Source organism: Mycetocola lacteus (genome assembly GCF_003667575.1).
Lineage (GTDB): Bacteria > Actinomycetota > Actinomycetes > Actinomycetales > Microbacteriaceae > Mycetocola > Mycetocola lacteus.
Genome location: NZ_RCUY01000005.1, coordinates 667,826 through 692,214, shown reverse-complemented (window position 1 = coordinate 692,214; position 24,389 = coordinate 667,826). Strand labels below are relative to the sequence as shown.

At 66.0% G+C, this 24,389-nt stretch carries 19 protein-coding genes; 15 read left to right on the top strand and 4 right to left on the bottom strand.

Annotated elements, in window-relative coordinates:
* Positions 1-46: 46 nt before the first annotated feature.
* The 11 genes from lysA (at position 47) to D9V34_RS08640 (ending at position 16,403) form a co-directional block, all read left to right on the top strand.
* Positions 47-1,465 carry a diaminopimelate decarboxylase gene (gene lysA / locus D9V34_RS08685; protein WP_121688412.1) on the top strand — a complete coding sequence of 473 codons (1,419 nt, stop codon included), beginning with the start codon at positions 47-49 and terminating at the stop codon, positions 1,463-1,465.
* On the top strand, positions 1,462-2,778 hold the full coding sequence (locus D9V34_RS08680) for a homoserine dehydrogenase (protein ID WP_121688411.1): 1,317 nt from the start codon (positions 1,462-1,464) through the stop codon (positions 2,776-2,778). Before lysA ends, D9V34_RS08680 begins: the two co-directional genes overlap by 4 nt.
* A gap of 128 nt (positions 2,779-2,906) precedes the next feature.
* A complete protein-coding gene (gene thrB / locus D9V34_RS08675; RefSeq protein WP_245991967.1) occupies positions 2,907-3,863 on the top strand; it encodes a homoserine kinase in 957 nt (318 codons plus the stop codon).
* A 152-nt stretch (positions 3,864-4,015) separates the two neighbouring features.
* Positions 4,016-7,456 carry a DUF7927 domain-containing protein gene (locus D9V34_RS08670; protein WP_183091915.1) on the top strand — a complete coding sequence of 1,147 codons (3,441 nt, stop codon included), beginning with the start codon at positions 4,016-4,018 and terminating at the stop codon, positions 7,454-7,456.
* A gap of 311 nt (positions 7,457-7,767) precedes the next feature.
* On the top strand, positions 7,768-9,981 hold the full coding sequence (gene rho, locus D9V34_RS08665) for a transcription termination factor Rho (RefSeq protein ID WP_121688408.1): 2,214 nt from the start codon (positions 7,768-7,770) through the stop codon (positions 9,979-9,981).
* A 96-nt stretch (positions 9,982-10,077) separates the two neighbouring features.
* Entirely contained in the window at positions 10,078-11,157 is a 1,080-nt protein-coding gene (prfA, locus tag D9V34_RS08660; protein ID WP_121688407.1) for a peptide chain release factor 1, read from the top strand.
* Between the two features lie 277 nt (positions 11,158-11,434).
* Positions 11,435-11,755 (top strand): hypothetical protein, encoded by a 321-nt coding sequence (locus D9V34_RS08655; RefSeq protein WP_147441659.1) that lies wholly within the window; start codon positions 11,435-11,437, stop codon positions 11,753-11,755.
* A gap of 33 nt (positions 11,756-11,788) precedes the next feature.
* Positions 11,789-13,216, top strand: a complete 1,428-nt coding sequence (locus tag D9V34_RS08650; RefSeq protein ID WP_121688405.1) for a S8 family peptidase — start codon at positions 11,789-11,791, stop codon at positions 13,214-13,216.
* A gap of 919 nt (positions 13,217-14,135) precedes the next feature.
* Positions 14,136-14,594 carry a hypothetical protein gene (locus D9V34_RS17515; RefSeq protein ID WP_147441657.1) on the top strand — a complete coding sequence of 153 codons (459 nt, stop codon included), beginning with the start codon at positions 14,136-14,138 and terminating at the stop codon, positions 14,592-14,594.
* A gap of 336 nt (positions 14,595-14,930) precedes the next feature.
* Positions 14,931-16,112 carry an MFS transporter gene (locus D9V34_RS08645; RefSeq protein ID WP_220700563.1) on the top strand — a complete coding sequence of 394 codons (1,182 nt, stop codon included), beginning with the start codon at positions 14,931-14,933 and terminating at the stop codon, positions 16,110-16,112.
* Between the two features lie 75 nt (positions 16,113-16,187).
* Entirely contained in the window at positions 16,188-16,403 is a 216-nt protein-coding gene (locus D9V34_RS08640; RefSeq protein WP_121688403.1) for a hypothetical protein, read from the top strand.
* A 22-nt stretch (positions 16,404-16,425) separates the two neighbouring features.
* On the opposite strand, the gene epsC is transcribed toward D9V34_RS08640, so the two are convergent.
* Both epsC and cysK read right to left on the bottom strand, forming a co-directional pair.
* Positions 16,426-16,989: a serine O-acetyltransferase EpsC gene (gene epsC, locus D9V34_RS08635; RefSeq protein WP_030142880.1), complete on the bottom strand. Its 564-nt coding sequence runs from the start codon at positions 16,987-16,989 to the stop codon at positions 16,426-16,428.
* A gap of 9 nt (positions 16,990-16,998) precedes the next feature.
* Complete coding sequence (cysK, locus tag D9V34_RS08630; RefSeq protein WP_121688402.1) at positions 16,999-17,937, bottom strand: cysteine synthase A; 939 nt, start codon at positions 17,935-17,937, stop codon at positions 16,999-17,001.
* Between the two features lie 206 nt (positions 17,938-18,143).
* Here cysK and prmC point away from each other — a divergent pair, with 206 nt between their 5' ends.
* Complete coding sequence (gene prmC / locus D9V34_RS08625) at positions 18,144-19,040, top strand: peptide chain release factor N(5)-glutamine methyltransferase (protein WP_425454446.1); 897 nt, start codon at positions 18,144-18,146, stop codon at positions 19,038-19,040.
* A gap of 53 nt (positions 19,041-19,093) precedes the next feature.
* Here the strand turns inward: prmC and D9V34_RS08620 are convergent, their stop codons facing one another.
* Both D9V34_RS08620 and D9V34_RS08615 read right to left on the bottom strand, forming a co-directional pair.
* The gene (locus tag D9V34_RS08620; protein ID WP_121688400.1) at positions 19,094-21,076 is read right to left on the bottom strand and encodes a YhgE/Pip family protein; all 1,983 of its coding nucleotides are present in this window, start codon (positions 21,074-21,076) and stop codon (positions 19,094-19,096) included.
* Positions 21,076-21,735 carry a P-loop NTPase family protein gene (locus tag D9V34_RS08615; protein ID WP_043321247.1) on the bottom strand — a complete coding sequence of 220 codons (660 nt, stop codon included), beginning with the start codon at positions 21,733-21,735 and terminating at the stop codon, positions 21,076-21,078. The genes D9V34_RS08620 and D9V34_RS08615 overlap by 1 nt, the downstream gene beginning before the upstream one ends.
* Before the next feature lie 125 nt (positions 21,736-21,860).
* Here D9V34_RS08615 and D9V34_RS08610 point away from each other — a divergent pair, with 125 nt between their 5' ends.
* From D9V34_RS08610 to D9V34_RS08600, 3 genes are read left to right on the top strand one after another with little or no spacing between them, the layout of a single operon-like run.
* Positions 21,861-22,646 carry an L-threonylcarbamoyladenylate synthase gene (locus D9V34_RS08610; RefSeq protein ID WP_121688399.1) on the top strand — a complete coding sequence of 262 codons (786 nt, stop codon included), beginning with the start codon at positions 21,861-21,863 and terminating at the stop codon, positions 22,644-22,646.
* Complete coding sequence (locus D9V34_RS08605; RefSeq protein WP_121688398.1) at positions 22,643-23,923, top strand: MraY family glycosyltransferase; 1,281 nt, start codon at positions 22,643-22,645, stop codon at positions 23,921-23,923. Before D9V34_RS08610 ends, D9V34_RS08605 begins: the two co-directional genes overlap by 4 nt.
* A complete protein-coding gene (locus D9V34_RS08600) occupies positions 23,920-24,378 on the top strand; it encodes a Cg1360 family ATP-synthase-associated protein (RefSeq protein WP_030142887.1) in 459 nt (152 codons plus the stop codon). Before D9V34_RS08605 ends, D9V34_RS08600 begins: the two co-directional genes overlap by 4 nt.
* The last annotated feature ends 11 nt before the right edge of the window (positions 24,379-24,389 follow it).

The window sequence follows — 24,389 nt, the reverse complement described above, 5'->3', positions numbered from 1 at the left end:
CCCCGGATAGCCGCGCGCTATCCCCACGACTCAGATTGGTTCCGCCGTGGCCGCTCACTCTCTCGACTCCGCCGATCTCGCCCCCGCCTGGCTGGAGATTCCCGCAGACCCCAACGACCTGGCGCCCGGACTCTGGCCCGCCAACACCACGCGCGCGGCCGATGGCCGGTTGAGCCTCGCCGGAATCCCCGTGGACGAGCTGGCGGCAACCTATGGCAGCCCGCTGTATGTGATCGATGAGGCCGACTTCCGTGGTCGCGCGGCGCGTACTCGCGCCGCCTTTGATTCCGAAACCGCACGCATCGGTACCAGCGCCAAGGTGTACTACGCCGCCAAGGCCTTCCTCAGCGCGGATATCGCCCGCTGGGTGGCCGAGGAGGGCCTCTACGTCGACGTCTGCAGCGGGGGAGAACTCGCCCTCGCGCTGGCCGCGGGGATTCCCGCCGCGCGCCTCGGCCTGCACGGCAACAATAAGTCGCTGGCCGAAATTGATCGCGCGGTCGGCGCGGGTATCGGCGCCATCGTGCTGGACAGCCTGCAGGAGATCGACCGCGTCGCCGATGCCGCCGCCCGCCACGGCGTGGTCCAGAACGTGCGTCTGCGCGTGAACTCGGGTGTGCACGCCGACACCCACGACTTCCTGGCCACGTCCCACGAGGACCAGAAGTTCGGCATCACCCGCGCCGACGCTCCCGCCGCGGTGGCGAAGATCCGGGCCCGCGGGGAACTCAAATTCCTCGGACTGCATTGCCACATCGGATCGCAGATCTTTGGCTCGGCCGGTTTCGGTGAGTCTGCCGCCCGCATGCTGGAGCTCCACCGCGACCTGCTGGCCGGCGGCGACATCCCCGAGCTGAACCTCGGTGGCGGATTCGGAATCGCCTACACCCGGGCGGATGACCCGGCCGAAATCGAAACCCTCGCCGCCGACATCGCCGATCAGGTGGCCACCGAGGCCGTGCGCCTGGGCATCGCCGTGCCGGTCCTGGCGTTTGAGCCCGGCCGCTACATCTCGGGACCCACTACGATGAGTCTGTACGAGGTTGGCACCACCAAGGATGTTTCGGTGGCGCTTCCCGAGGGTGGCACCGCGATCCGGCGCTACCTGTCCGTGGACGGCGGCATGAGCGACAACGCTCGCCCCGCACTCTACGGAGCTCAGTACTCGGCCCGGATGACCAACCGCGTCTCCGCTGCCGCACCCGCACTCTCCCGGGTGGCTGGAAAGCACTGCGAGTCCGGCGACATCGTGGTGTACAACGAGTATCTGCCCGCGGATGTGGTCCCGGGCGATCGCATCGCCGTCCCCGCGACCGGTGCCTACTGCTGGTCGCTCGCCAGCAACTACAACTTCCTCGGCCGTCCCGCCGTGGTCGCCGTACTGAACGGTGAATCACGTCTGCTGGTGCGCGGCGAGACCGAAACCGAACTACTGGCTCGCGATGCCGGATTGGACAAAAAGTGAGTGAACTTCGGACCCTGCGCGTCGCGCTGCTGGGCGCAGGCTCGGTGGGATCGCAGGTGGCACGACTGCTGACCGAGGACCGGGAGGAGCTCGCCGCCCGCGCGGGCATTACCCTGGACCTGGTGGGTGTGGGCGTGCGCAGCCTGGACTCCGCCCGCGACTGGGACATCCCGGCCGAGCTGCTGACCACCGACGCCCACGACCTGGTGCAGCGCGCCGACGTCGTGATCGAGCTGATCGGTGGCATCGAACCGGCCCGCACCCTGATCCTTGAGGCCATCGCCGCCGGCGCGGATGTGGTCACCGGAAACAAGGCGCTGATTGCCGCCCACGGTCCCGAGCTGTTTGAGGCCGCCGCCCGGGTGGGCGCGTTGATCTCCTATGAGGCGGCCGTTGCCGGTGCGATCCCGATCCTGCGTCCGCTGCGCGAGAGCCTCGCCGGCGACCGCGTCAACCGCATCCTGGCGATTGTCAACGGCTCCACCAACTTCATCCTGGACCGCATGGACCGCTTCGGCGACACCATGGAGCAGGCCCAGAAGACCGCGTTTGAGCTGGGCTTCCTCGAGGCTGACCCGACGCTGGATGTGGACGGTTACGATGCCGCGCAGAAGGCAGCAATCCTCGCCCGTCTGGCCTTCCACGCCGATGTGCCCGCCGAGGCCGTCTACCGCGAGGGCATTGCCGATATCACCGCCGAGCAGATCGCCGATGCGTCCGCCGCCGGTGCGACGATCAAGCTGCTGGCCATCGCCGAGCGCGTGACCGGCGAGCACGGCGAGGGCATTTCGACCCGGGTCTACCCGGCACTGATCCCCAAGGAGCACCCGCTCGCCTCGGTGCACGGCGGCAACAACGCGGTCTTCGTGGAGGCCGCCGCGGCCGGACCGCTGATGTTCTACGGTGCCGGTGCCGGTGGTGTGCAGACAGCTTCGGCGGTGCTGGGTGACCTGGTGTCCGCCGCCCGACGCCACGTTGCCGGCGGCCCGGGGCTCACGGATGGTGCCACCGCCAAGCTCCCGCTGATCCCGATCGGCGAGGTACGTGCCCGCTACCAGATCGCCCTGCGGGTGAGCGACCGTCCCGGCGTGCTCGCCCAGATCGCCGGGATCCTGGCCGAGGCCGGCGTCTCGGTCGAGACCGTGGTGCAGTCGGTCGCCGAGGCTGCCGACGATTCCGAGGAGCGCACCGCGATGCTTGTGATCGGCACCCACACCTCGCGCGAGGACGCGGTACAGAACACCGTTTCCGAGCTGCGCTCCCACGAGGCCGTGCGCGAGGTTGTCAGCGTGCTGCGCTTCGAGGGCGAGTAGTCTCAAAACAATCGGATGGCGCGGCACCGTGCGGCGCCATCCCTCGCCGATTCTTGGCACCCCATCATCACCACGACCACACAGGTGGTCAGTATTCCGAGCCCGCTCGGTGTTAGGACTAAACAGGAATGAGCCCCTCGGACATGCCCGAGAACGTCGCGACCCTGCTCGGCCGCGGCGTTCGTGTTCGCGTCCCCGCAACCTCCGCCAACCTCGGCCCGGGGTTTGACACCCTGGGACTCGCGCTCAGCGTGTACGACGAGATCGAGGTGAGCGTGCGGGAGGAGCCCGGAGCGTTTGTGGACATCCACGGCGTGGGGGAGGGAACCGTCCCCACCGACGACACCAACCTGGTGGTGACCTCGATGGCCTATGCGTTCACCGCCGTGGGTCAGCCGGTGCCCGGCGTCAACATCGTCGCGCACAACACGATCCCGCACGGTCGCGGCATGGGTTCCTCGGGGGCCGCCGTGGTCGCCGGGATCATGGCCGCCAAGGGCCTGCTCGAGGGAATCGTCGAGTTCTCCGATGAGGACCTGCTGCGCATCGCCACCGAGATCGAGGGCCACCCGGACAACGTGGCCCCGGCCCTGTTTGGTGGACTGACCATCGCCTGGGAAACTCCCGCCGGTCCCAAGCACAAGAAGCTCGCGGTGCACCGCGGCGTCTCGCCGCTGGTCCTGGTGCCCGAGCACACCCTCTCCACCAAGGTGGCCCGTGGTCTGCAGCCCGCACAGGTGCCGCATGAGGACGCGGTCTTCAACGTGTCGCGTTCGGCCCTGCTGATCGCCGCGCTGACCCAGAGCCCCGACCTGCTGTGGGACGCCACCGAGGACCGTCTGCACCAGAACTACCGTGCCTCGGCGATGCCCGCGACCCACGAGCTGGTCACCGCACTGCGCGAGCAGGACTTCCCGGCCGTGGTTTCCGGTGCCGGGCCCTCGATCTTGGTCCTCGCCGACGGCACCGGTGCCCGCACCGCCGCCGCCGCGTTTGTGAGCGAGCATGCGAGCGTGCCGTGGCAGATCCACTCGCTCGCGGTGGACGTGCAGGGAGCCAGCGTGGCCCCGCTCTCCGCGGCCTAGATCACACATTTCGGAATGGCGACCCTCGATCGGGGGTCGCCATTCGGCTTTTTTATACCAATTGGTTTCCGTGTGTCAGAAACCCTAGCCAATCGCCCAAAAACCCCGATAGTGTGGCGCTCACCAAGGGGAATGGGTGGTGTATGTGGCCGATGAAGCGCACACGTGGTGATCGAGGCGCGCGGATAACTCCGAGTCCGAGTCGGGCGCGGTCCCGGATCGCCGGGACGCTCGCCCTGGTCCTCGTAGCGGCCGGAGGATATGCGTTGGATGCGGTGAGTGCGCCGCCCGCCTCCGCCGAATCCGGAGTTGAGGGAACCTCGGTGCAGATTCCGCAGCGCTGGTACAGCTATGTGAGCCCGGGGGAGAGCTTCCAGGTGCGCTCCGCGTTCCGCACCAACACCGGTGCCAACGGCGGGGACCTCTACACCAAGTGGGTTGTGTACGCGCCCGACGGGACCAAGGCGTGGGAATGCTCGGACACCACAAGCTCTGGGAAGCGCTGCGACTGGCAGAGCCCGGTTCAAACCGAGGCCGGCGTGTGGGTAGCAGCCCTCGAGCCCCTACGTGGATCCCACCCCAACAATCACGGCCGCAACGTGGTGACCTGGCAGGTGAACCCGCTGCGCGGATCCTCCATCGTGCCCGGCCGCACCTGGAGCGAACGCTTTGACCTCACCGACTCCTCCACCACTGCCTCGTACCCGATGTGGGTGCAGACCGAGTTCGGCTACACGTATGAGGTGGAATACCGCGGGCTGCGGGGCATCACCTCCGCATTCCAGGCCTCCGCGTTTGGCAACGTGAACGGCACCACCTGCACGTCGATCTATCACTCGCTCGCCTCCGGTGCCAACAATCCCAAACCCGAGTTTGGGCCGGTCGCCTGGAAGCCACAGTGTGGTGCGGCACCGGACAAAATCTTCTTTGGCAAACCCAATCTGGACGGCCTGCCGCGCACCGTGAGTCTGCCCGGCGGCGGATCCACCTGGCTCAACGTGCCGCTGGAAAAGCCCGCCCTCACCGTGGATAGCTTTGTACCGGATGCACCGGGATCGCGCGCGGGGGAGTTCTCCTTCACCGCGACCGGGTTCGAGGGCAACGTGGAGATCCTGATCGACACCGACGCCGACGGCGTCTTTGATGGGCCACGGGATATTGTCACCCAAGCGGCCGCCTATGCGGGCACGGGCAGGTTCCGCTTTGATGGCCGCGATGCCACCGGCGCAGAGATTCCCACCAGCACCCCGATCGCGTTCAGGGCGGGGATCGAAAAGCTCGGCGAGTCCCACTTTCTGCTGGGCGATGTGGAGGTGCTCTCCGGCGGCATGCGGGTCACCCGACTCAACGGTCTGCAGAGCAGCGGATCCTCGATCATCCATTGGAATGATGAACCGGTGACCCTGCGCGAGTGGGACCGCCAGGCAAACATTAAGTGCGGCACTCAGCCCTCGCCGCTGCGCTCAGCCGCGGCCGGCGTCGATTCCACCGCCGGTGTTCGCGGGTGGAGTGCCACCGGGTGTAAAGACATGAACGGCAGCGCCTCCAGCACCACCAACGGCGGATCCTGGGGGAACAACCGGTCAATTGACACCTGGGCGTTTGAACACTTCGATCTGAACCAGCCCGGCGCTCCCGTGGTCACCATGGACATTCCCGGCGTGACGCTGGCCAAGGCCGCGGTGCCCGCCTCGGATGCCATCGTGGCACCCGGTGAAACGATTGCCTACACGGTGACAGCGAGTGCCGTTCCCTACCCGCATCCGGAGCAGGTTACCCAGCCGGCCACCTTCTGGAACGGTCGGCTCAGCGACACCGTCACCGGCGTCGCTGATGACGCCGATGTGGACCTCTCGGCACTGACCCAGACCGCCAGCGCCGAACTGCCCGCGGACGCCAGCAGCACAACCGACGTGCGTGCAGACCGGCAGCAGTGGACCTGGACCGGGCAGCGCATCCCGATCGGCACCTCCATTGAGCTCGGCTACCCGGCCACGGTAAAACCCCTGGATCAGGGCGGGGACGGAGCCCTGCTCAATGTGGCGTTCACCCACACTGAGGAGATCCCGCCGCCCTTCCCCGAGGAGTGTCCGGTGGTTGCAAACGGAAGCCTGCCCACCTGCGGATGGACCGAACACCTGGTGGACGGGCTCTCGATCGAGAAATCCAGTAGTCCGGTCCGAGAGACCGCCGTGGTTCCCGGAGACACCATCGATTACACCCTGATCTTCACCAACAACGGCCAAAATCCGGTACCAATCGACCACGTGGACGATATGACCGGCGTGGCCGACGATGCGGATCTCACCGGTTTTTGGACACCCGACCTGACCATCACCCCGGCCGGAGCAGACCTCACCCCGGCGTGGGACGCGGCCACCCGGCGGCTGAGCCTCACCGGGACGCTTCAGCCCGGACAGCGGGTGAGCGTGAGCTACCCGGTGACCATCGGGCCCCGGGATGGCGACGGGGTTGTGGCCAACTTCCTGCTGCGCGCGGGGGAGCCACGTCCGGCCGTGTGCGTCGAGGGTAACCTCGGGTGCACCGTTCACTTTGTGCCGGGGATCAGTATCACCAAGACCTTCGACGGGACGTTTGAGGATCTTGATGGGAGCGGCACGATCAGCCTCGGCGACCTGCTGCCCTTCGGCTTCACGGTGACAAACACCGGTGCCACCACGATCGAACAGATTCAGGTGATTGACCCGCTGGTTCAGGAGCAGGGTGTTGGCGTGAGGTGCGAGACCGTGCGGTTGCGGCCCGGACAGTCCACCACGTGTGCAACCGAGTCTGGTTACGAGGTACAGGCTTCCGATGTGGAGGCCGGACGGGTGAGCAACAGCGCAACCGTGCGCGGCATTCCCGACCATGGGGCGCGGCTGTCCTCGGCACCGTCCGCCGTCACGGTCCCGGTTGTGCGGGCCGAACCGGGGATGAGCCTGGCCAAGGAACTGGACACCGAGCATCCGGCTGCAGGATCGGTTCCCGCCGGTGTTGAGGACGTCAACGGTAACGGCATCGTGGATGCCGGGGATCACGTCTGGTACGCGTTCACGCTGACAAATACCGGGGACACCCGGCTCGAGGACCTGCGCATCAACGATCCGCTCCTGACCGGCGCAGAGGTGAGCATCGATTGCCCAGCCAATACCCTTGAGCGCGGGGAGTCGATGCGCTGCGTGAGTGTGGAGCCGTATGTCATCTCCGCCGAGGATGCGCGCGCCGAGGCGGTGGTGAACACGGCCGACGCCGAGGGCGACAACGCCACGACCGGCACGATCGAGGCGGCACCCGCCGAGCACCGTCTCCCGGTGGAAACTGCGGTACAGCCGACGACCGAACCCACCACCGGGCCGACTACGGGGCCCACGACAGGGCCGACCACCGGGCCGACCACCGGACCCACGGATCCGGGCACGCCCGACCCGAGTGCCGGACCCACCGCCCCCGGTACCGAAGAACCCTCGCCCGAATCGGGTGGGTCGCTGGGTGCCACCGGCACCACCCCACCCATTTCGGGTGGCATTATCGCCCTACTGCTGATGCTCCTCGGTACCGGTGGCCTGATCATGCGGCGTAAACACGCGGCCTAATCCGGCGACTAGTTGCCGCGCCGAAACCCCGCATGCCGAATCGGTATGCGGGGTTTCTCTCGCGTTGAGGTCCCGCAAGGTGCTAGTCTGGGCGTAATCCCACACGGCAACACCGTCTCGAACGCTGTATGAATCGCGGCGGTAACTCTGGCCGGGCGGGTCAATTTTGCACATCAACGCCATCGCTTCTGTGCCCCCGTACCGAGCATTACGTCTCCGGATCGGGTCGGGTCTCGTATCCCGCGTTTCCCATGCCGCGATGAGCATTTCAGCCCGTGGCTCATGCCCGGGTATAGGGGAAGGAACCCTCCGTGAGTAACACCGAAAACACCTACGAAATCGCCAATGACGCTCTGTCCACCCTCAAGGTGGCCCAGCTGCAGGCGCTCGCCGCGGAACACGGCGTCGTAGGATCCTCCAAGCTGCGCAAGAGCGCCCTGGTTGAGGCCATCGTGGCAGCCCGCGCCGCCGACAGCGCCGCGGGTGGCGCACCCGTGGCCGACACTGCCGCGGCCGAAGCTTCTGCCGCCGATTCGTCCAGCACCGATTCGTCCGACACCGACTCGTCCGGCACCGAGGCGACGTCGCCTGCGGCCGAGACCGTCGTCGAGGCCGAAGCGGCTGCCGTTGTCGAGACGCCGGTCATCGAGGCTCCGGCCGCCGAGGCTGCTCCCGCCGCCCGCAAGCGCGGCTCGCGTCGGGTCAGCACCAGCACCGTGACCGCCGAGCCGGTGGCCCCCACCGAGGCTCCGGCCGAGGACGCCGCCCCGGTTTCCGCTCGTGGTCACGTCAACCACGACGGCGCTCCGCTGATCCCGAACACCCCGGATGAGAACGCGACCGAGGCGGGCACCGCCGAGAACGCCGATTCCGAAACCACCGAGGCTCCTCGCGGAAACCGTCGGGGTCGTGGCCGTGGCCGCGGTCGCGGACAGGGCAACACCGCCGAGAACACGGACGCCACCGAGAGCGCCGAGCCGGCCGAAACCGCGCCCGCCGAGGACGCGTCCGAGGCCACCGAACAGCCGCGCAACACCCGTGGCCGTGGCCGCGGGCGTGGACGCAACAACGTCGAGCGCGCCGAGCAGGCAGAGACCAAGTCCGAGGACGCCACCGAGCCCCGTCAGAACGGCCGCGGCCAGAACGAGCGTACCCAGAACGACCGCGCAAACAACGGTCAGGGTGAGGGCAACCGCAACGAGCGCGCTCAGAACGACAACAACCGTGGCGAGCGTGGCAACAACAACGGCCCCGCCGAGCGCACTCAGAACTCCGAGGACGAGGGCGGCCGCGGTCGCGGTCGCTACCGTGACCGCAAGCGTCGCGGCGTGAACGAGGACGGCGAGATCGAGCTGGCCGAGGACGATGTCCTGCTGCCCATCGCCGGTATCCTCGACGTCCTGGACAACTACGCCTTCGTGCGCACCTCCGGCTACCTCCCCGGCACCAACGACGTTTACGTCTCGCTGGGCCAGGTGAAGAAGTACAACCTGCGCAAGGGTGACGCGGTGGTCGGATCCATCCGTCAGCCGCGCGAGGGCGAGCAGAACGCCCGCCAGAAGTACAACGCCATCGTCAAGGTGGACTCGATCAACGGCCTGTCCGTCGAGGACGCCGCAACCCGCGTGGACTTCGGCGAGCTGACCCCGCTCTACCCGCAGGAGCGCCTGCGCATGGAGACCGAGCAGGGCAAGCTGACCCAGCGCATCATCGACCTGGTTGCCCCGATCGGTAAGGGCCAGCGTGGCTTGATCGTTGCCCCGCCCAAGGCCGGTAAGACCATCGTGCTGCAGCAGATCGCCAACGCCATCGCGACCAACAACCCCGAGACTCACCTGATGGTGGTCCTCGTGGATGAGCGTCCCGAAGAGGTCACCGACATGCAGCGCACGGTCAGCGGCGAGGTCATCGCCTCGACCTTCGACCGCCCGGCCGAGGACCACATCACCGTCGCCGAGCTCGCCATCGAGCGTGCCAAGCGCCTGGTGGAGCTGGGCACCGACGTCGTGGTGCTGCTGGATTCGATCACCCGCCTGGGTCGCGCCTACAACCTGGCCGCCCCCACCTCGGGCCGCGTGCTCTCCGGTGGCGTGGACGCCGCCGCCCTGTACCCGCCCAAGCGCTTCTTCGGTGCCGCCCGCAACATCGAAAACGGCGGATCGCTCACCATCCTGGCCACCGCGCTGGTCGAGACCGGTTCGAAGGCCGACGAGGTTATCTTCGAGGAGTTCAAGGGCACCGGTAACTCTGAGCTGCGTCTGAGCCGTCAGCTCGCCGACAAGCGCATCTTCCCGGCCGTGGACGTCAACGCCTCCTCGACCCGTCGTGAGGAGATGCTGCTGGGCAGCGATGAGGTCAAGGTCACCTGGAAGCTGCGTCGTGCCCTGGCCGGCCTGGACCCGCAGCAGGCCCTTGAGGTTGTACTCGGTAAGCTGAAGGAGACCTCCAGCAACGTCGAGTTCCTCGTACAGATGCAGAAGTCGATGCCGGCACCCACCTCGGGTAACGGTCACGACCACCGCTAGCTGTTTTCCTCGAACCCGTTTCTCGCCGGCAGGTCACTGCCGCGGGCAGCGGGTTCGGGCTTTTTCCCCGAAAACAGTTTTGAGATAAGGAATCACATGTTTGAATCAGTGCAGACACTGATCGCCGAGCACGCCGATCTGCAGGAGCAGCTCGCGGATCCGGCCGTCCACCAGGACCCGGCACGGTCCAAGAAGATCAACCGGCGCTACGCCGAGCTGAGCAAGATCATCGCCGCGCACACCCGCTGGCTGCAGTCCCAGGAAGACCTGGAAGCGGCCCGCGAGATGGCCAAGGAAGACGACGACTTCGCCGCCGAGATCCCCTCGATCGAGGAGGGTCTCGCCGAGAACCAGGAGAAGCTGCGTCGTCTGCTGATCCCGCGTGACCCCGACGATGCACGCGATGTGATCATGGAGATCAAGGGTGGCGAGGGTGGGGCCGAGTCGGCCCTGTTCGCCGCCGACCTGCTGCGCATGTACATGCACTATGCGGAGTCCAAGGGCTGGAAGACCGAGATGCTCGAGGCCGACCACAGCGACCTGGGTGGATACAAGAACGTTCAGGTGGCCATCAAGTCCAACGCAACCGACCCCTCGCAGGGTGTCTGGGCTCACCTCAAGTACGAGGGTGGTGTGCACCGCGTGCAGCGTGTGCCGGCCACCGAGTCGCAGGGACGCATCCACACCTCGACCACCGGCGTGCTGGTGTTCCCCGAGGTGGATGAGCCCGAAGAGGTCGAGATCAACCAGAACGACCTGAAGATCGACGTGTACCGCTCCTCGGGCCCCGGTGGTCAGTCGGTGAACACCACCGACTCCGCCGTGCGCATCACCCACCTACCCACCGGTATCACCGTGGCCATGCAGAACGAGAAGTCGCAGCTGCAGAACCGTGAAGCCGGTATGCGCGTGCTGCGTGCCCGACTGCTGGCCCACCAGCAGGAGCAGATCGACGCCGCCGCCTCGGATGCTCGCAAGAGCCAGATCCGTACCATGGACCGCTCGGAGCGCATCCGCACGTACAACTTCCCGGAGAACCGGGTGGCCGATCACCGTACCGGCTACAAGTCGTACAACCTGGACGCCGTGATGAACGGTGCGATGGAACCCATCATTCAGTCGGCAATCTCCGCCGACGAGGAGGCACGTCTCGCCGAGATCGGCGACAACTCCTAGCCCTCACCACCGAACGGCCCCGGAATCATCACGATTCCGGGGCCGTTCGGCGTTGAGGGGTTCCGGACATCGCGGTCAACGCGGCGGCGGCGAAAAACCCCGAGATTCCGTGGGTGTGTGACGCCCCGTGAACCGCCTCAAAAATCCCCTTGCAGATCCTATTTGTTATCTGACTAGGGTTTTTAATGACGAGGTCGAGGCTCACTGCTTGGGCCAAGATGATGGTTGAAGCGGGTGGGAAGTGATGAGTTCGATGGTGAGTCCCAATCAGATATCAGTGGACGAAAACGCCGAAACGCTGGCAAAAAAGCTGGCCGATGCGGTGATGGAGATTCCGGGTAGGTCCGTGATCTCCCACAGCACAGGAGTCAAAGTGGGGAGGGCACAGGAGTATCGTGAGTCGCTGAAGATGCGACTAGATATTCTCGCTCGAATGGTGACCGAGGTTTCCGACTCCGTGGTCGAGTTCTCGGACGCTTCGGCTGCCGCGGTGGCATCGATTCGAGCGGCAGACGCTCAAGCGGAGGAAGACACGTTGGCAATTCTCCAAACGCTTGCACAGCAGTCATCTGGCCGCTCAGCAGGGGCAACATCGTGATGCGTCGGACGCGGAAGCAGGAAGGTGACCCTGATGATCAGTAATCGTTCAGGCATGCGGGTCCTGACGCAGCTAGCACTCACCTCGGTTATCACGCTTGCCCTGCCCACGGCAGGTGAGGCGTTACCGCTTCCGAAAACGGAAAAAACGGTGACCGAGATTCCAAACGCTGAACAGCGATCCGGTGGACTCTGGTACATCGACGCACTCAATATCGGCTCCGCGACGTCGCAAGGATTGCGTGGGCGTGGTGTCAAAATCGCAGTCATCGACAGTGGAATCAATCTCAGGGCAGCGGAACTCCAGGGCGCAAATATCACCGTGCATGAGAGTACCTGCCTGAACCAGGACACCGGCGAGCCGTTCCCTGCCGACAGTACTGATGCGCAGATTTCTGGCCACGGAACCAGCGTTGTTGCAATGCTCGTAGGGAACGGGCGTGCGATCGACGGCGGGTTGGGAACTGTGGGCATCGTCCCGGAAGCAGAAATCGAGTTCTTTGCCACTGGGCCGCTGGTAACACCGGAGCAGGAATCACGGGGGTGGTTACCTCGGTGCGTCACGGGAAAAGACGAGGAGGGCGAATACACGGGAGATTCGTGGAAGGATTCGGCTGATGCTGCGATGAAATCGGGTGCATCAATAGTGTCCGCGTCGATCGGAGGTTCGTCGCTCGCGTTTAAGGATGCGCTCCTTCAAGCTGCGGCCCGCAACATCATCGTGGTGGGTGCCGTTCCCAACCCCGGCGATGACAGCATCGGTGCAGGGACCTATCCCGGCGCGGGAAACGGTTCGGTTGCGGTAAACGGGGTGGGCCGTGACGGAGTGATCCTTGGAAAGGGCACCGATCTAGGGGGACTTCAGCAGTGGGGAGCGGATAACGTCGCGGTTACCGCTCCGGCAGCATGGATTCTCGCCGTGGGCGACGACTGGAATCCTGTGCGGCGGGACGGAACATCTCTGGCGACACCTCTCGTGGCGGGTTCCCTTGCGCTGGCTCAGGAAAAGTACCCCAGGGCAACCAGCAATCAGCTTCTGCAAAGCCTGGTGCGGACAACGGACGGTGGAACACATCCGGGAATCCCACCGTGGAATAACAAATCAGGTTTTGGTGCGTTGTCCGTTTCCGCGATGCTCGCGGCCGATCCGCTGACCTTTCCCGATGAAAACCCACTCTTTGTCTCTTCTCCATCCGACCCGCGTTGCACTGCCAGTGATCGGACGGAACCGCCGGATTCTATGGATCAATGCCAATGGGCAAGCGCACCAACCAAGCAGGACGTACAGAAGGCGCGCGCTGCCTTGAACACGGCTCCGCGCTCCGAATTACCGGGGAAAGCTCGTGACAATGCGAATCAACGAGTATCGGAATGGGTCGCCGGTGGACTCGCTCTCGCGCTTGTGGTGGTCGCGGGGGTGACCAGCATGCTTTTGCTGTTGCGCCGCAGGCACCGTCGATGAAACAACACGAATACCTAGCGCCCCCACGCACCCAGACTCTCCCCACACCATCGAATCACCAACGGGAGGGAAAATCATGACCGATGCAGGCAGCGCGGAAGAAAGACTCACGGCACTCGCCTCGGGTAAAGACTGGGACGCACCGGCGCTTGACCGGTTGCGAGCAATGCTTGCGCAAGCGCGCGATGATATTCGAGTCCGAGGAACCGATTTGTTTGCAGGGTGGAACGGCGAAGCATCCGAAGCGGCCCGCGGTGTTGCATCGACACTGATCGACCGCCTCAGCAGCCTGGAAATAGAGGCTGAAGACATACAGAAAACCGTGACACAGGACAACGAGGACCGCCGAGCGCACGCGGAGAAGCTCATTGCCGGCCTCCCCGATGGCAGGCTCCCCGACTCGCTGGCCCGCGCACTTGTTCAAGGTGCCACGGTTACCTGGCACGCGTTTACGAGTCTGCCAATTACGCGAGATACCCAAAGCCAACTTGTGGAATTTCTCACAGGGGAGCGACTACGGGCAGCAGAAAAGGCACTGCGCATTCTGGAAACACGCATTGGAAATGATGCGCAATCCCTGGCCAGCCGGAGCAAAGACTATTCGGTAGCGATCCGCGAGGACTTCAATAAGGGTGAGTTGGGAAGCGGACCAGGTTCGGGCACGACGGGGTACACGCCCGACGGGCCCGGCAGCGCGCAGACCGGTGTCGGAGGAGGTCCCGGGGGAGCGTCACCATCGAGCACGGGCGCTCCGAGACCAGCCCCGGACGCGCCCCCTCCGGTGTACGTCGGCGGCGGTCCTGAAACGCCGGGGGATAGCTCTGGAAGTGCCGAACGCCCGCGTGTTCCCGGGGTGCCGACGCTTCCCGGCCCGCGGACGCCACACCCGCCCGTTGCCCCCGGACCGCCCGAAGGACAGGTGCCCCAGCCCGATCCGGCACTAAACCCCGGCATAGCCGGTGGGGGTCCCAGTCAGGATTCGGCGCTCACCGGCACGGATGACGGCGCGGCGGAACGCGGGCTGCGCTCCGGGGTCGCCGGGACCGTGGGAATTGCCGCTGGCGCTCGCCTCGCGGGTGGCGCTTCCGGTGGGGGCGTCCTGGGGATCAACCCCGCTACCAGCACAGCGGGAGCCGGCGGGGAAAAGCTTCCTGCGGCGAGTTCACCAGCCACATCGAATGGTGGCAACCGTGCGCCGGGCGCGGGACTCCTGGGAGGCCAGGCCGGCGGTGGTGAGGCGCAGAAGAAGCGAGCTCGCTCGGGCGGTTATGTGGTTCCCAAACTGGAGGAGGCGCCCGAGTCGATGCCCGCATCACTCGCAGCGGGAGCCGGTCGTCGCCGGAAAAAGGATGCGCCGGGCCCGGAGCCGGAGCTGTAGCCGGTGCCGGAGCAGGAGTTGTAACTCGAGCCGTCGCAGGCGGCCATCCGGTCCGTCACCCGGGCGAGGCGTGGCCGTCGATGCCAGGCGAAGCCCACAACGGGCGTGCTAACCTGTGTGCATGATCGGTTCGATCGGCTTTATCGTCGCATTTATCTAACGGTCCTGCGCCCGCCCCTCGCAGACCTGGTACCGCCCGGGCGGGTTTTCGTGTGCCATTTTGCGCGCGACTGACCCCCGTTAGACCGCTTTCTCCGCGCCATGAAGGTTGCGTGTTGAGACGCGATAAACCGGAAGACTCCGATGTCCTCTCCCTCCCATACCTATACAACCGTTTTGCGCACGCCCCACGTGGCGCGCTCCTTTCTTCCCAGCATCCTGGGCAGGCTCTCGCTGGCCACCTCGGGGCTGGCCCTCGTCCTGCTCCTGGAACACTCCTCGGGATCCTTTGCGATCGCCGGTGCGATTACCGCGGTTCTTGGCATCGCCAATGTGGTGGCGACGCCCATTCGTGCCCGACTGATCGATCGTCACGGGCAAACCCGGGTCCTGGCGGCGCTGGGACTGACCCACGCGGCCTCCCTGGTGGCGCTGGGGGTCCTTGTTGATGCGGGCCTGCCGACACTCGTGGTTGTGGCGCTCATTTCGGGGGCATCCTCGCCGCCATTCGGGGCCTCCATGCGGGTGCTGTGGTCCACGGCGCTGCCCGCGGGCCCCGGACGATCACGCGGATTCAGCCTGGACGCCGTGGCCGAGGAGGTGACCTTCGCGATCGGACCGCTTCTGGTTGCGCTGCTTGCAGTTCTGGTGGAGCCCTTCACCTCGCTCATGTTCTCGGCGGGATGTGTGGCCCTCGGCACGCTCCTGTTTGTGCTCAGTCCGCTCTCGCGCCGGCAACTCGGCTCGCGGGAGCACGGAGCCGAGGCCGGTACCTCGCGAGCACGCTCACCGCTTCGCTCTCCGGGTTTCCCGGTTGTGGTGGTGGCGATGATCGCCCCGGGCATCATCCTGGGCTGTATCGAAATTGCCGCGCCGGCTATTGCTCGAACCGAGTCGCACACGATGCTCGCGGGAATCCTGCTGGCGCTGTTTGCCGGGGCGAGCGCCGTGGGCGGGCTGCTCTATGGGCGGCTGAGCCTGCGCCCACGACTGGAGCGTCAGCTCCTCGCGCTCGTGATTCTGCTGGTAATTGCGTCGGCCGTATCGGGCTTGATCGGCGGTACCCTGGCCGCCCTGATCGGGTTTGCGGTGAGCGGACTGTTTCTCGCTCCGCTGCTGATTTTGGGATACCTGGCGGCGGATGCCCGCACCGACCCGCGGGTTCGGACCGAGGCGAGCAGCTGGATCAACACCGCCGTCAACCTCGGTGCATCCCTCGGAGCCGCGCTGTTTGGGGCGCTGGTTGATCCCACCTCGCCGGGGATAGCCCTGGCACTGAGCGCCGCGCTGGCGCTGGCGATCGCGCTCGTATGTGCGCCCCGCCTCCTCGGCGGGCAGCGAATTGGCACCAACTCCTAGCCTCAGCAGCGCAACGGCCCCGAAATCCTTGGATTTCGGGGCCGTTCTGCTTGGATAGAAAAGAAAGGACCCCACATGGATCAGAATCGAGACGTCTGGATTGTGCTGAACGAGTCGGCCCCGGACAACCCCATCATCGGGGTGTTTGGAACCGCGGAATCCGCACAGACCTATTTTGAACAGGTTGCGAGCCAATACCCGGAAGACACGTTCGCCCTGGGGCGCTATCCGATCGATCAGACCCATGAGCAGTGGGGTAGTGGCACCGCCCGCTATCGCGGCATCGACTAGTGCAACTCCGGGTGGCGCAGGGTTAGATGAAGTACTCGGGGGTCACCGGATCGGTCACGATCTTGCGTACCTTCGCCGGGACGCCCACCAGAAGTGAGTCCGAGGGGGCATCCTTGGTGACCACCGCATTGGCCCCCACGGCGCTGCGCGGACCGATGGTGATCGGGCCGAGGATCTTGGCGCCGGCACCGATGGTCACTCCGTCGCCGATCGTCGGGTGACGCTTGCCCTTGGCCAGAGACTTTCCGCCCAGGGTCACCCCGTGATAGATGAGCACATCATCGCCCACCACCGCGGTTTCCCCGATCACCACACCCATACCGTGGTCGATGAAAAAGCGGCGGCCGAGCTGCGCGCCCGGGTGAATCTCGATCCCGGTCAGGAACCTGACAATCTGCGAGTTCAGCCGGGCGGGCAGCTTGAACCCGCGTCGCCAGAGCGCGTGGCTCAGCCGGTGCCCCCACACCGCGTGCACCCCCGAGTACAGCAAACCGACCTCGAACGAGGATCGGGCCGCGGGATCGTGGGTGCGCGCGGTGCGCAGGTCTTCGCGCAGGCGCGCGAAGAAACCGGAGGTGGTGCTGATGATCGGTCCTTACTCGGCCAGGCCCGCCCAGAGCGCGGTGGAGATGTAGCGCTCACCGGTGTCGGGAACCACGGCCACGATGGTCTTGTCGGCGTTCTCGGGACGTGCGGCCAGCTGAAGGGCGGCCCACAGGATCGCACCCGAGGAGATACCCGCCAGGATACCCTCCTTGGCTGCGAGGTCCCGAGCGGTTTCCAGCGAGTCCTCGAAGGACACGTCGATGACCTCGTCGTACACGTCGGTGTCGAGGACCGGCGGCACGAAGTTGGCGCCGATGCCCTGGATCTTGTGCGGACCGGGCTTGCCGCCATTGAGGATCGGGGAGTCGATCGGCTCCACGGCCACAATCTTGACCTCGGGCTTGAGCTCCTTGAGGCGCTGACCCACACCGGTCACGGTGCCGCCGGTGCCCACGCCGGCCACGAAGATGTCGACCTCACCCTCGGTGTCGCGCCAGATCTCCTCGGCAGTGGTCTCGCGGTGAATCTGCACGTTGGCCGCGTTGGCGAACTGCTCGGCGAGGATCGCTCCCGGGGTCTCGGCGACGATCTCGGCGGCCTTCTCCACGGCCCCACGCATACCGGCGGCGGGGTCGGTGAGCACAAGCTCGGCACCAAAGGCGCGCAGCAGTGCGCGACGCTCGACGCTCATCGAGGAGGGCATGCTCAGCAGCACCTTGTAGCCGCGGGCGGCACCCACCAGGGCCAGGCCGATTCCGGTGTTGCCCGAGGTACCCTCGACGATGGTGCCACCGGGCTGCAGGTCGCCCGAGGCCTCGGCGGCGTCGATGATCGCAATGGCCAGGCGGTCCTTGACCGAGGAACCGGGGTTGAAGAACTCAAGCTTGGCGAGGACCGTGGCGTGCGACTCGTCGGCGAGCCGGTTGATCCGAACCAGGGGGGTGTTACCAAAGGTCGAGGTGATGTCCTCGTGGATGTATGCGTTCACGGGTGTGTGTCCTTACCATGTGGGGGTCAGCTGGGTAGTGCGGGCCGTGCCTGTGCGCGAGAATCTGCCCGCCGGTGTCGGTGGGCAGAGCCGTGCGGAACCAGCCTATTGCGATCCGCGTGCCGCCGCGAGGCTCATGTCATTCGGATAGGGTTTATTACGCCGTGCGCATGCAGGGCACCGTTCCGACAGGGGTAAAAACAGCCGTGACCGACACCCAACAGCCCGCCGAATCCGCCGCCACGCCGAGCCCGCTTGGCCTCGTGCGCGACCAGATTGAGGCCAGACTCGCCGCCGCCGGTATCGCCGATGCCCGCATTGACGCGGAACTCCTGCTGGGGCACGTGCTGGATGCCGGTCGCGGGGAGATCCAGAGTGCGATCATCCTGGACCGCACCCTCGCCCCCGAGGACGCCGAAACCCTCGAACCGCTGGTTGCTCGGCGTGTGTTACGGGAGCCGCTGCAGCACATCCTGGGTACGGCACCGTTCCGCTCGATGGAGCTGCTGGTGGGACCGGGCGTATTTGTGCCGCGGCCGGAGACCGAGCAGGTGGTGCAGTATGCGATTGACGCTCTGCGGATCCTTCCCGATGCCGAACCCATCGCGATCGATCTGGGCACCGGCTCGGGGGCCATCGCCCTGGCCATGGCCACCGAGGTGCCTAACGCCCGGGTGTTCGCGCTCGAGAAGATTCCCGCGGCCCACGCCTGGGCCGCCCGCAACTTCGAGAAGATCGGGGCCGAGAACGCGACCCTGACCCTGGGCGATATGGCCGAGGCATTCACCGAACTGCATGGATCGGTTGCGGTCCTCATTTCCAACCCGCCCTATATTCCTGCCCGGGCAATCCCACGCGATATCGAGGTGCGCGAGTACGACCCGCCCACCGCGCTCTACGGCGGGGAAGACGGCCTGGACCTGGTGCGTACAATCTCTCGCCGTGGCCTGGACCTGGTGCGTCCGGGCGGCACCCTGATTCTCGAGCATGGCGAGCTGCAGGGCGAGGCGATCCGTGCGATCCTCGCCGCCGACGGCTGGCGCGCCCCGGCCACCTTCCCCGACTTCACCCTGCGCGACCGGGTCACCACCGCGGTCCGCTAGCGCACACAAAAACGGCATGCCCCGCGGGGCATGCCGTTTTTGTGTGCTGAGACCTAGCCGATCAGGCTGGGCTGGAGGTCACGCAGCGTGCGGAAGTGTGTCATCCGCGTCACGCCGATGGCCGAGACCACCAGGGCTCCCAGCAGGATCAGCGTCAACACGATCGCATCGTTTCCGGCGGCGGCCAGATCACCGCCGTACATCAGCTGCCTCATGCCATCCACCGCGTAGGACATCGGCAGGTAGTGGTGGAGCGCCGCGAGCGGTGCGGGCAGGGTTTGCCAGGGGAAGGTGCCGCCGGCGGTGACCAGCTGGATCACCATCAGCACCAGACCCAGGAACTGACCCACCGAACCCAGCCAGACGTTCAGCGCCAGGATGATCGCCGCAAACGTGACCGAGGCCAGCGCCATCATGCCGTACGCCCCGACCGGGTTGGAGACTTGGAAGCCCAGGGTTCCGGCCACGATCCCAAACAGCGCGATCATCTGGACGGCACCGAGAATGGCCGGCGTCGCCCACCCGGCCAGGGTGATCTTGATCGGGGAGTGCAGCGCGGTGATCGCCCGACGCGAGAAGGGCTTCAGGATCAGGAACAGCGCGTAAATGCCGATCCAGGCGGCCAGGCTCACAAAGAACGGTGCCAGACCCGCACCATAGGTGCCGGCACTGGTGACCGCGCTGGAGTGCAGGTTCACCGGGTTGGAGATGTTGGTGGCCTGATCGTTGCGCAGGGTGACGGTGGTCTCGGGGATCTGCTTGAAGCCGTCGCTCAGGCCGTTAGTCAGGGTGCCGAGGCCGCCATGGATGGTGTCGAGGCCGCCGCCGAGCTCACCGAGCTTATCGGTCAGGGTCCCCAGGCCCTCGTGCAGGGTGCCGGCCGCGGTGGCCGCGGTCGAGGCACCATCGCGCAGGGTACCGGCACCCGTGGCCAGCTGGTTGATGCCGTTGGTGAGCTGCGGGGTCGCGTCGGCCAGGGCCTTGCTGCCCGAGGCCACGGCGGCGGCTCCGGCGCTCAGCTGGTTGAGCTGGCCTACGGCTGCCTGAACCTTGGCGTTGGTCTGGGTGGCCGCATCGCCTACCGGCTTGAGGTTGGCCAGCACGCTGTTGATGGTGTCCTGCGGGACCCCGGCGGCCGCAAGCTGCTCCGCCATCTTCTGGCTCACGGCCGGAAGCTGCTGCACCAGCTGGCTTGATCCCTGTGCCAGCTCGTTGCCCACCTGGGCAAACTGGGCGTTTCCGGCGGCGACCTTGGCGGCACCGTCGGCGAGCTGCTGGGACTGACCGGGCAGGGACGCCGTCTGGTTGCGCAGGGTGTCGAGACCTCCGGCGAGGGTCTGCGACCCGTCGCGGAGCGAGTTCAGACCCGTTCCCAGCTGCCCGGCACCGTCGCGCGCCTGCTCGGCCCCCGAGGTCAGTGCACTCGCACCATCCAGGGCGGTCTTGGCACCGTCGGTGAGCTTGGTCCCGCCGTCGGCGGCCTCCACCAGGTTGCCACGGATCTTGGAGAGGGCATCCAGGAAGGTCTGCGCCGCCTGCTTATTCACCGTGGCCACGATCTGGGTCTGCACGGTCTTAGCCGCCTGGGTTCCGATCGTGGTGGCCAGGTAGCTGTTGGCGTCGTTTGTGGTCAGGATGACCTCGGCCTGACGCGGTGAATCGGTCTGCGAGGAGGCGAGGTCCTCGGAGAACTTCTCCGGCAGGGTCAGCGAGAAGTCGAACTCGCCGTCCTTCACGCCGGCCTTGGCCTCGGCAGCACTGACCTGCTTCCAGGCGAAGGTGCCGTCCTTGACCAGCTGCTTGGCCACATCGTGACCGAAGTTGGTTTCCTTACCATTCTGGGTGGTTCCGGTGTCCGAGACCACCAGGGCCACCGGGATCCGGTCCAGACGGTCATAGGGGTTCTGGTTCGCCCAGAGGTACAGGCCGCCGTAGAGCAGCGGCACAATCATCAGCGCGAGAAAGGCCAGCCGCGACATCCGCGTAGCCCAGAGCCGAGCGAACTCGGCACGGATCATGGCGATTATCTTGAGCATCAGGCGAGGCCTTCCAGGTTGAAGAGGGTCGCGGAATCCGAGGGCACATCGGCCAGGGGTTCGATTTCGCGGGTCGAGGAAATGGCGGTGTGGGCGGCGACGCCGGCGATCACGAGTACGGCGAGGTCGCGGGCCGCGAGCTCACGGGCGATCCGCCACCAGGCCTCGGGATCCCCGCCGTGGCGGTCGGGGGAGACCAAAACGATGCCGCGGACCTCGGGGCGGCGCGCGGCAAGTTCGGTCAGCATGCGGATTCGATCGGTCGGGGCCAGATCGGCCATGTCCGTGCTCGAACGGTCACGCAGACCCATTTCGTCCAGGGTGCGCGCCACGGCGATCGGGTGGCTCTTGAGGCCGGCGAACATGAGCTCCTCGGCTACCACCTGAGAAACCGCCACGTTTCCTGCGGGTTCGCTGACGATCGGCGCGTCGACCAGGGCGATCTCGCGTCGAATCCGCGAGGCGTCAACCTGTCCGTCGATCAGGACCGTGCCGCTGTCCGGGCGCATTCGGCCCGAGGCGATCAGCCCCAAAACGGTGGGGCGCTGCTCCGTTTCGGCGCGGGCGAAGGTGGCGGCACCGGTCTGAAGCTGAAGGCTTGTCTCCGGGAGAGCCGAGCCGTTCTTCCCCTTAGTAACCTGGCGAAGTTCGATTCTCATGCAGGATCCTTTGTGTTTTGTATGCACTCCATTCTGCGCTCATTTATACACACATGATGCAAAATGACCCGGCTCGGGGCAGATTCGAAGAACAGGATTGTCTCCCGGGATAGAATCTGTTCATAATGTCCCGCATTTATGACTGCGCAGAGAGCGCTCAACTCGTTACCGGCCTGAAGCTTGCCGCATCCTCCCTCGGCCGGGGAGAGCTTGTGGTTATCCCCACCGACACCGTCTACGGTGTCGCCGCCGACGCCTTTTCCCCGGCGGCCGTGCGCGCACTGCTCGCGGCCAAGGGTCGCGGCCGACAGCAGCCGCCGCCCGTGCTGGTGGCCGATGTGGGAACGCTGCATGCGCTGGCCGAGAGCGTGCCGGAGATCGTGACCGAGCTGGTGGCCGCCTTCTGGCCCGGCGGACTCACCATCGTCCTCAATGCACAGCCGTCCCTGGCTTGGGATCTGGGCGACACCCACGGAACCGTGGCCGTCCGCATGCCGGATAACCCGATCGCCCTCGCACTGCTGCGTGAGACCGGTCCGCTCGCCGTGTCCTCGGCGAACCTGACCGGCCTGCCCTCCGCTACCAGTGCCGCCGATGCCGAGCTGATGCTGGGCACCTCGGTGCACATCTACCTCGATGGCGGCCCGGTGGGACAGACCGCCTCCACGATCATCGACGCATCGCGTCTGTCGGGTCCCGGCGGCAAGGTGCACGTCCTGCGCGACGGCGCGATCAGCCGTGAGCAGCTGCGCGGAATCCTGGGCGACCTCCTGGCCGAGGACGACGAGGCCGCACAGACCGAGGCCGCTGCGTCCGAAGCTGCCGCAGCCGAGTCCACTCCAGCCGAGTCCACTCCGTCTGAGGACGCCGCCAGCGCGTCCGCCGAGCCCGAAGCCGGTGCCGGCGGATGATTCAGTACGTTCTCGTTGCGGCGATCACCGCGGTCGTCACCTGGCTGTTATCCCGGGTGGTCTATCGGGTGGCTTTGAAATACAAGCTCTATCCGGAGATCCGCGAGCGAGACGTTCACACCAGACCCACCCCGCGCCTGGGTGGCGTCGCGATGTTCCTGGGCGTGATCGTCGCGTTTATTTACGCGTCCACGAACCCATTCCTCGCCCAAACATTCGCCGATGCGCCCGGCCAGCTCTGGGCGGTTTTGGGGGCGGCGGGGCTGATCGTGATCATCGGTGTCCTAGACGATCTGATCGATCTGGACTGGATGATCAAGCTCGCCGCCCAGTTTGTGGCGGCCGGAATCATCGCGTTCAGCGGGGTCCAGTTCTACTCGCTGCCCATTGGTGGCCTGACCGTGGGCTCAAGCCAGGCATCGTTTGTCCTCACCACGTTCACCCTGGTGCTGATCATGAACGCGGTGAACTTCATCGACGGCCTCGACGGCCTGGTGGCCGGCGTAGGGCTGATCGCCAACGGTGCGTTCCTGATCTACGGCTACCTGCTGGTGCGCTCGATGGGTCAGACCTCATTCTTCAACCTGCCGCTGCTGCTCTCGGCGATCCTGGTGGGTATCTGCGCGGGCTTCCTGCCGATGAACTGGCACCCGGCGAAGATGTTCATGGGCGATGCCGGTGCGCTCCTGCTCGGGCTGCTGATGGCGACCTCGGCCGTGGCCATTACCGGCCAGATTGACCCCTCGGCGCTCGGCGTCGGCCAGGACACCGCCCTGTTTGGTCGGAGCCAGCTGATCGGTGCGTTCATCCCGATCATCCTGCCGGTCGCGATCCTGGTGGTCCCGCTGCTGGACTTCTTCCTCGCGGTCTTCAGGCGCACGGCGGCGGGCACCTCGCCGTTTACCGCCGACCGCAAGCACCTGCACCACCGGCTGCTGGACATGGGTCACAGCCACCTGCAGGCCGTGCTGGTGTTCTACGCCTGGACCGCGGTGATCTCCGCTTCCTGCCTGATCGCGTTTGTTGTCTCGCCGAGCTGGATCGCGCTGACCTTCCTGACCGTGGGCGTGATCGGCTGTACCCTGTGGACCTTCGCCCCGCGCCTCAACCGCTGGCGTGATCGCAGCGTGGAGGTGCGCGAGGCCCGTGAGGCCGGCGTTCCGATCGCCCCCGAACCCTTCCGTCGTCCCAAGCACACGGACGACACCCCTGCGCCCCACGGCGCCACCCTCCCCGAACACCCCGAGACCCCCGCAGCAAAGGACCCCCACGCATGAATGCCAACCCGATCTTCAAAAAAAGCCTGATCTGGGGTGGGCTGCTCGCGCTGGCCATCGCCATCGTCGGCGGTGTCATCGGCGGGCTGGTGGATGGTTCCCGCGGCGTGATTTCGGCGCTGATCGGCACCGCGATGGCTGCCGTCTTCCTGGGCATTACCGTCGCATCGATCCTGATCGCCAACCGCTATTCCAAATCCGACCTGTACGTACCGATCTTCTTCGGTGTGGTGATGGGTGGCTGGATCGTGAAGTTTGTCCTGTTCCTGATCCTCGCCTGGAACCTCTCCGGTGCCGACTGGATCAACAAGACCGTGCTGCTGCTGTGCCTGATCGTCGGGGTCATCGGAACCCTGGTGGTGGACTGCGTCGCCGTGGCCAAGGGGCGTCTGCCCGCGGTCAGCGACATCGAGCTGCCCAAGTACGTCGACCCGGATGATGCACCCGCTTCCTGAGCACACATTCG

Excerpts from the sequence above, each read along its gene's own strand:
- thrB (WP_245991967.1), top strand. The coding sequence starts at position 2,907 with ATGAGCCCCTCGGACATGCCCGAGAACGTCGCGACCCTGCTCGGCCGC.
- D9V34_RS08670 (WP_183091915.1), top strand. The coding sequence starts at position 4,016 with ATGAAGCGCACACGTGGTGATCGAGGCGCGCGGATAACTCCGAGTCCG.
- prfA (WP_121688407.1), top strand. The coding sequence starts at position 10,078 with ATGTTTGAATCAGTGCAGACACTGATCGCCGAGCACGCCGATCTGCAG.
- D9V34_RS08650 (WP_121688405.1), top strand. The coding sequence starts at position 11,789 with ATGATCAGTAATCGTTCAGGCATGCGGGTCCTGACGCAGCTAGCACTC.
- D9V34_RS08640 (WP_121688403.1), top strand. The coding sequence starts at position 16,188 with ATGGATCAGAATCGAGACGTCTGGATTGTGCTGAACGAGTCGGCCCCG.
- D9V34_RS08620 (WP_121688400.1), bottom strand. The coding sequence starts at position 21,076 with ATGCTCAAGATAATCGCCATGATCCGTGCCGAGTTCGCTCGGCTCTGG.
- D9V34_RS08615 (WP_043321247.1), bottom strand. The coding sequence starts at position 21,735 with ATGAGAATCGAACTTCGCCAGGTTACTAAGGGGAAGAACGGCTCGGCT.
- D9V34_RS08610 (WP_121688399.1), top strand. The coding sequence starts at position 21,861 with ATGTCCCGCATTTATGACTGCGCAGAGAGCGCTCAACTCGTTACCGGC.
- D9V34_RS08605 (WP_121688398.1), top strand. The coding sequence starts at position 22,643 with ATGATTCAGTACGTTCTCGTTGCGGCGATCACCGCGGTCGTCACCTGG.
- D9V34_RS08600 (WP_030142887.1), top strand. The coding sequence starts at position 23,920 with ATGAATGCCAACCCGATCTTCAAAAAAAGCCTGATCTGGGGTGGGCTG.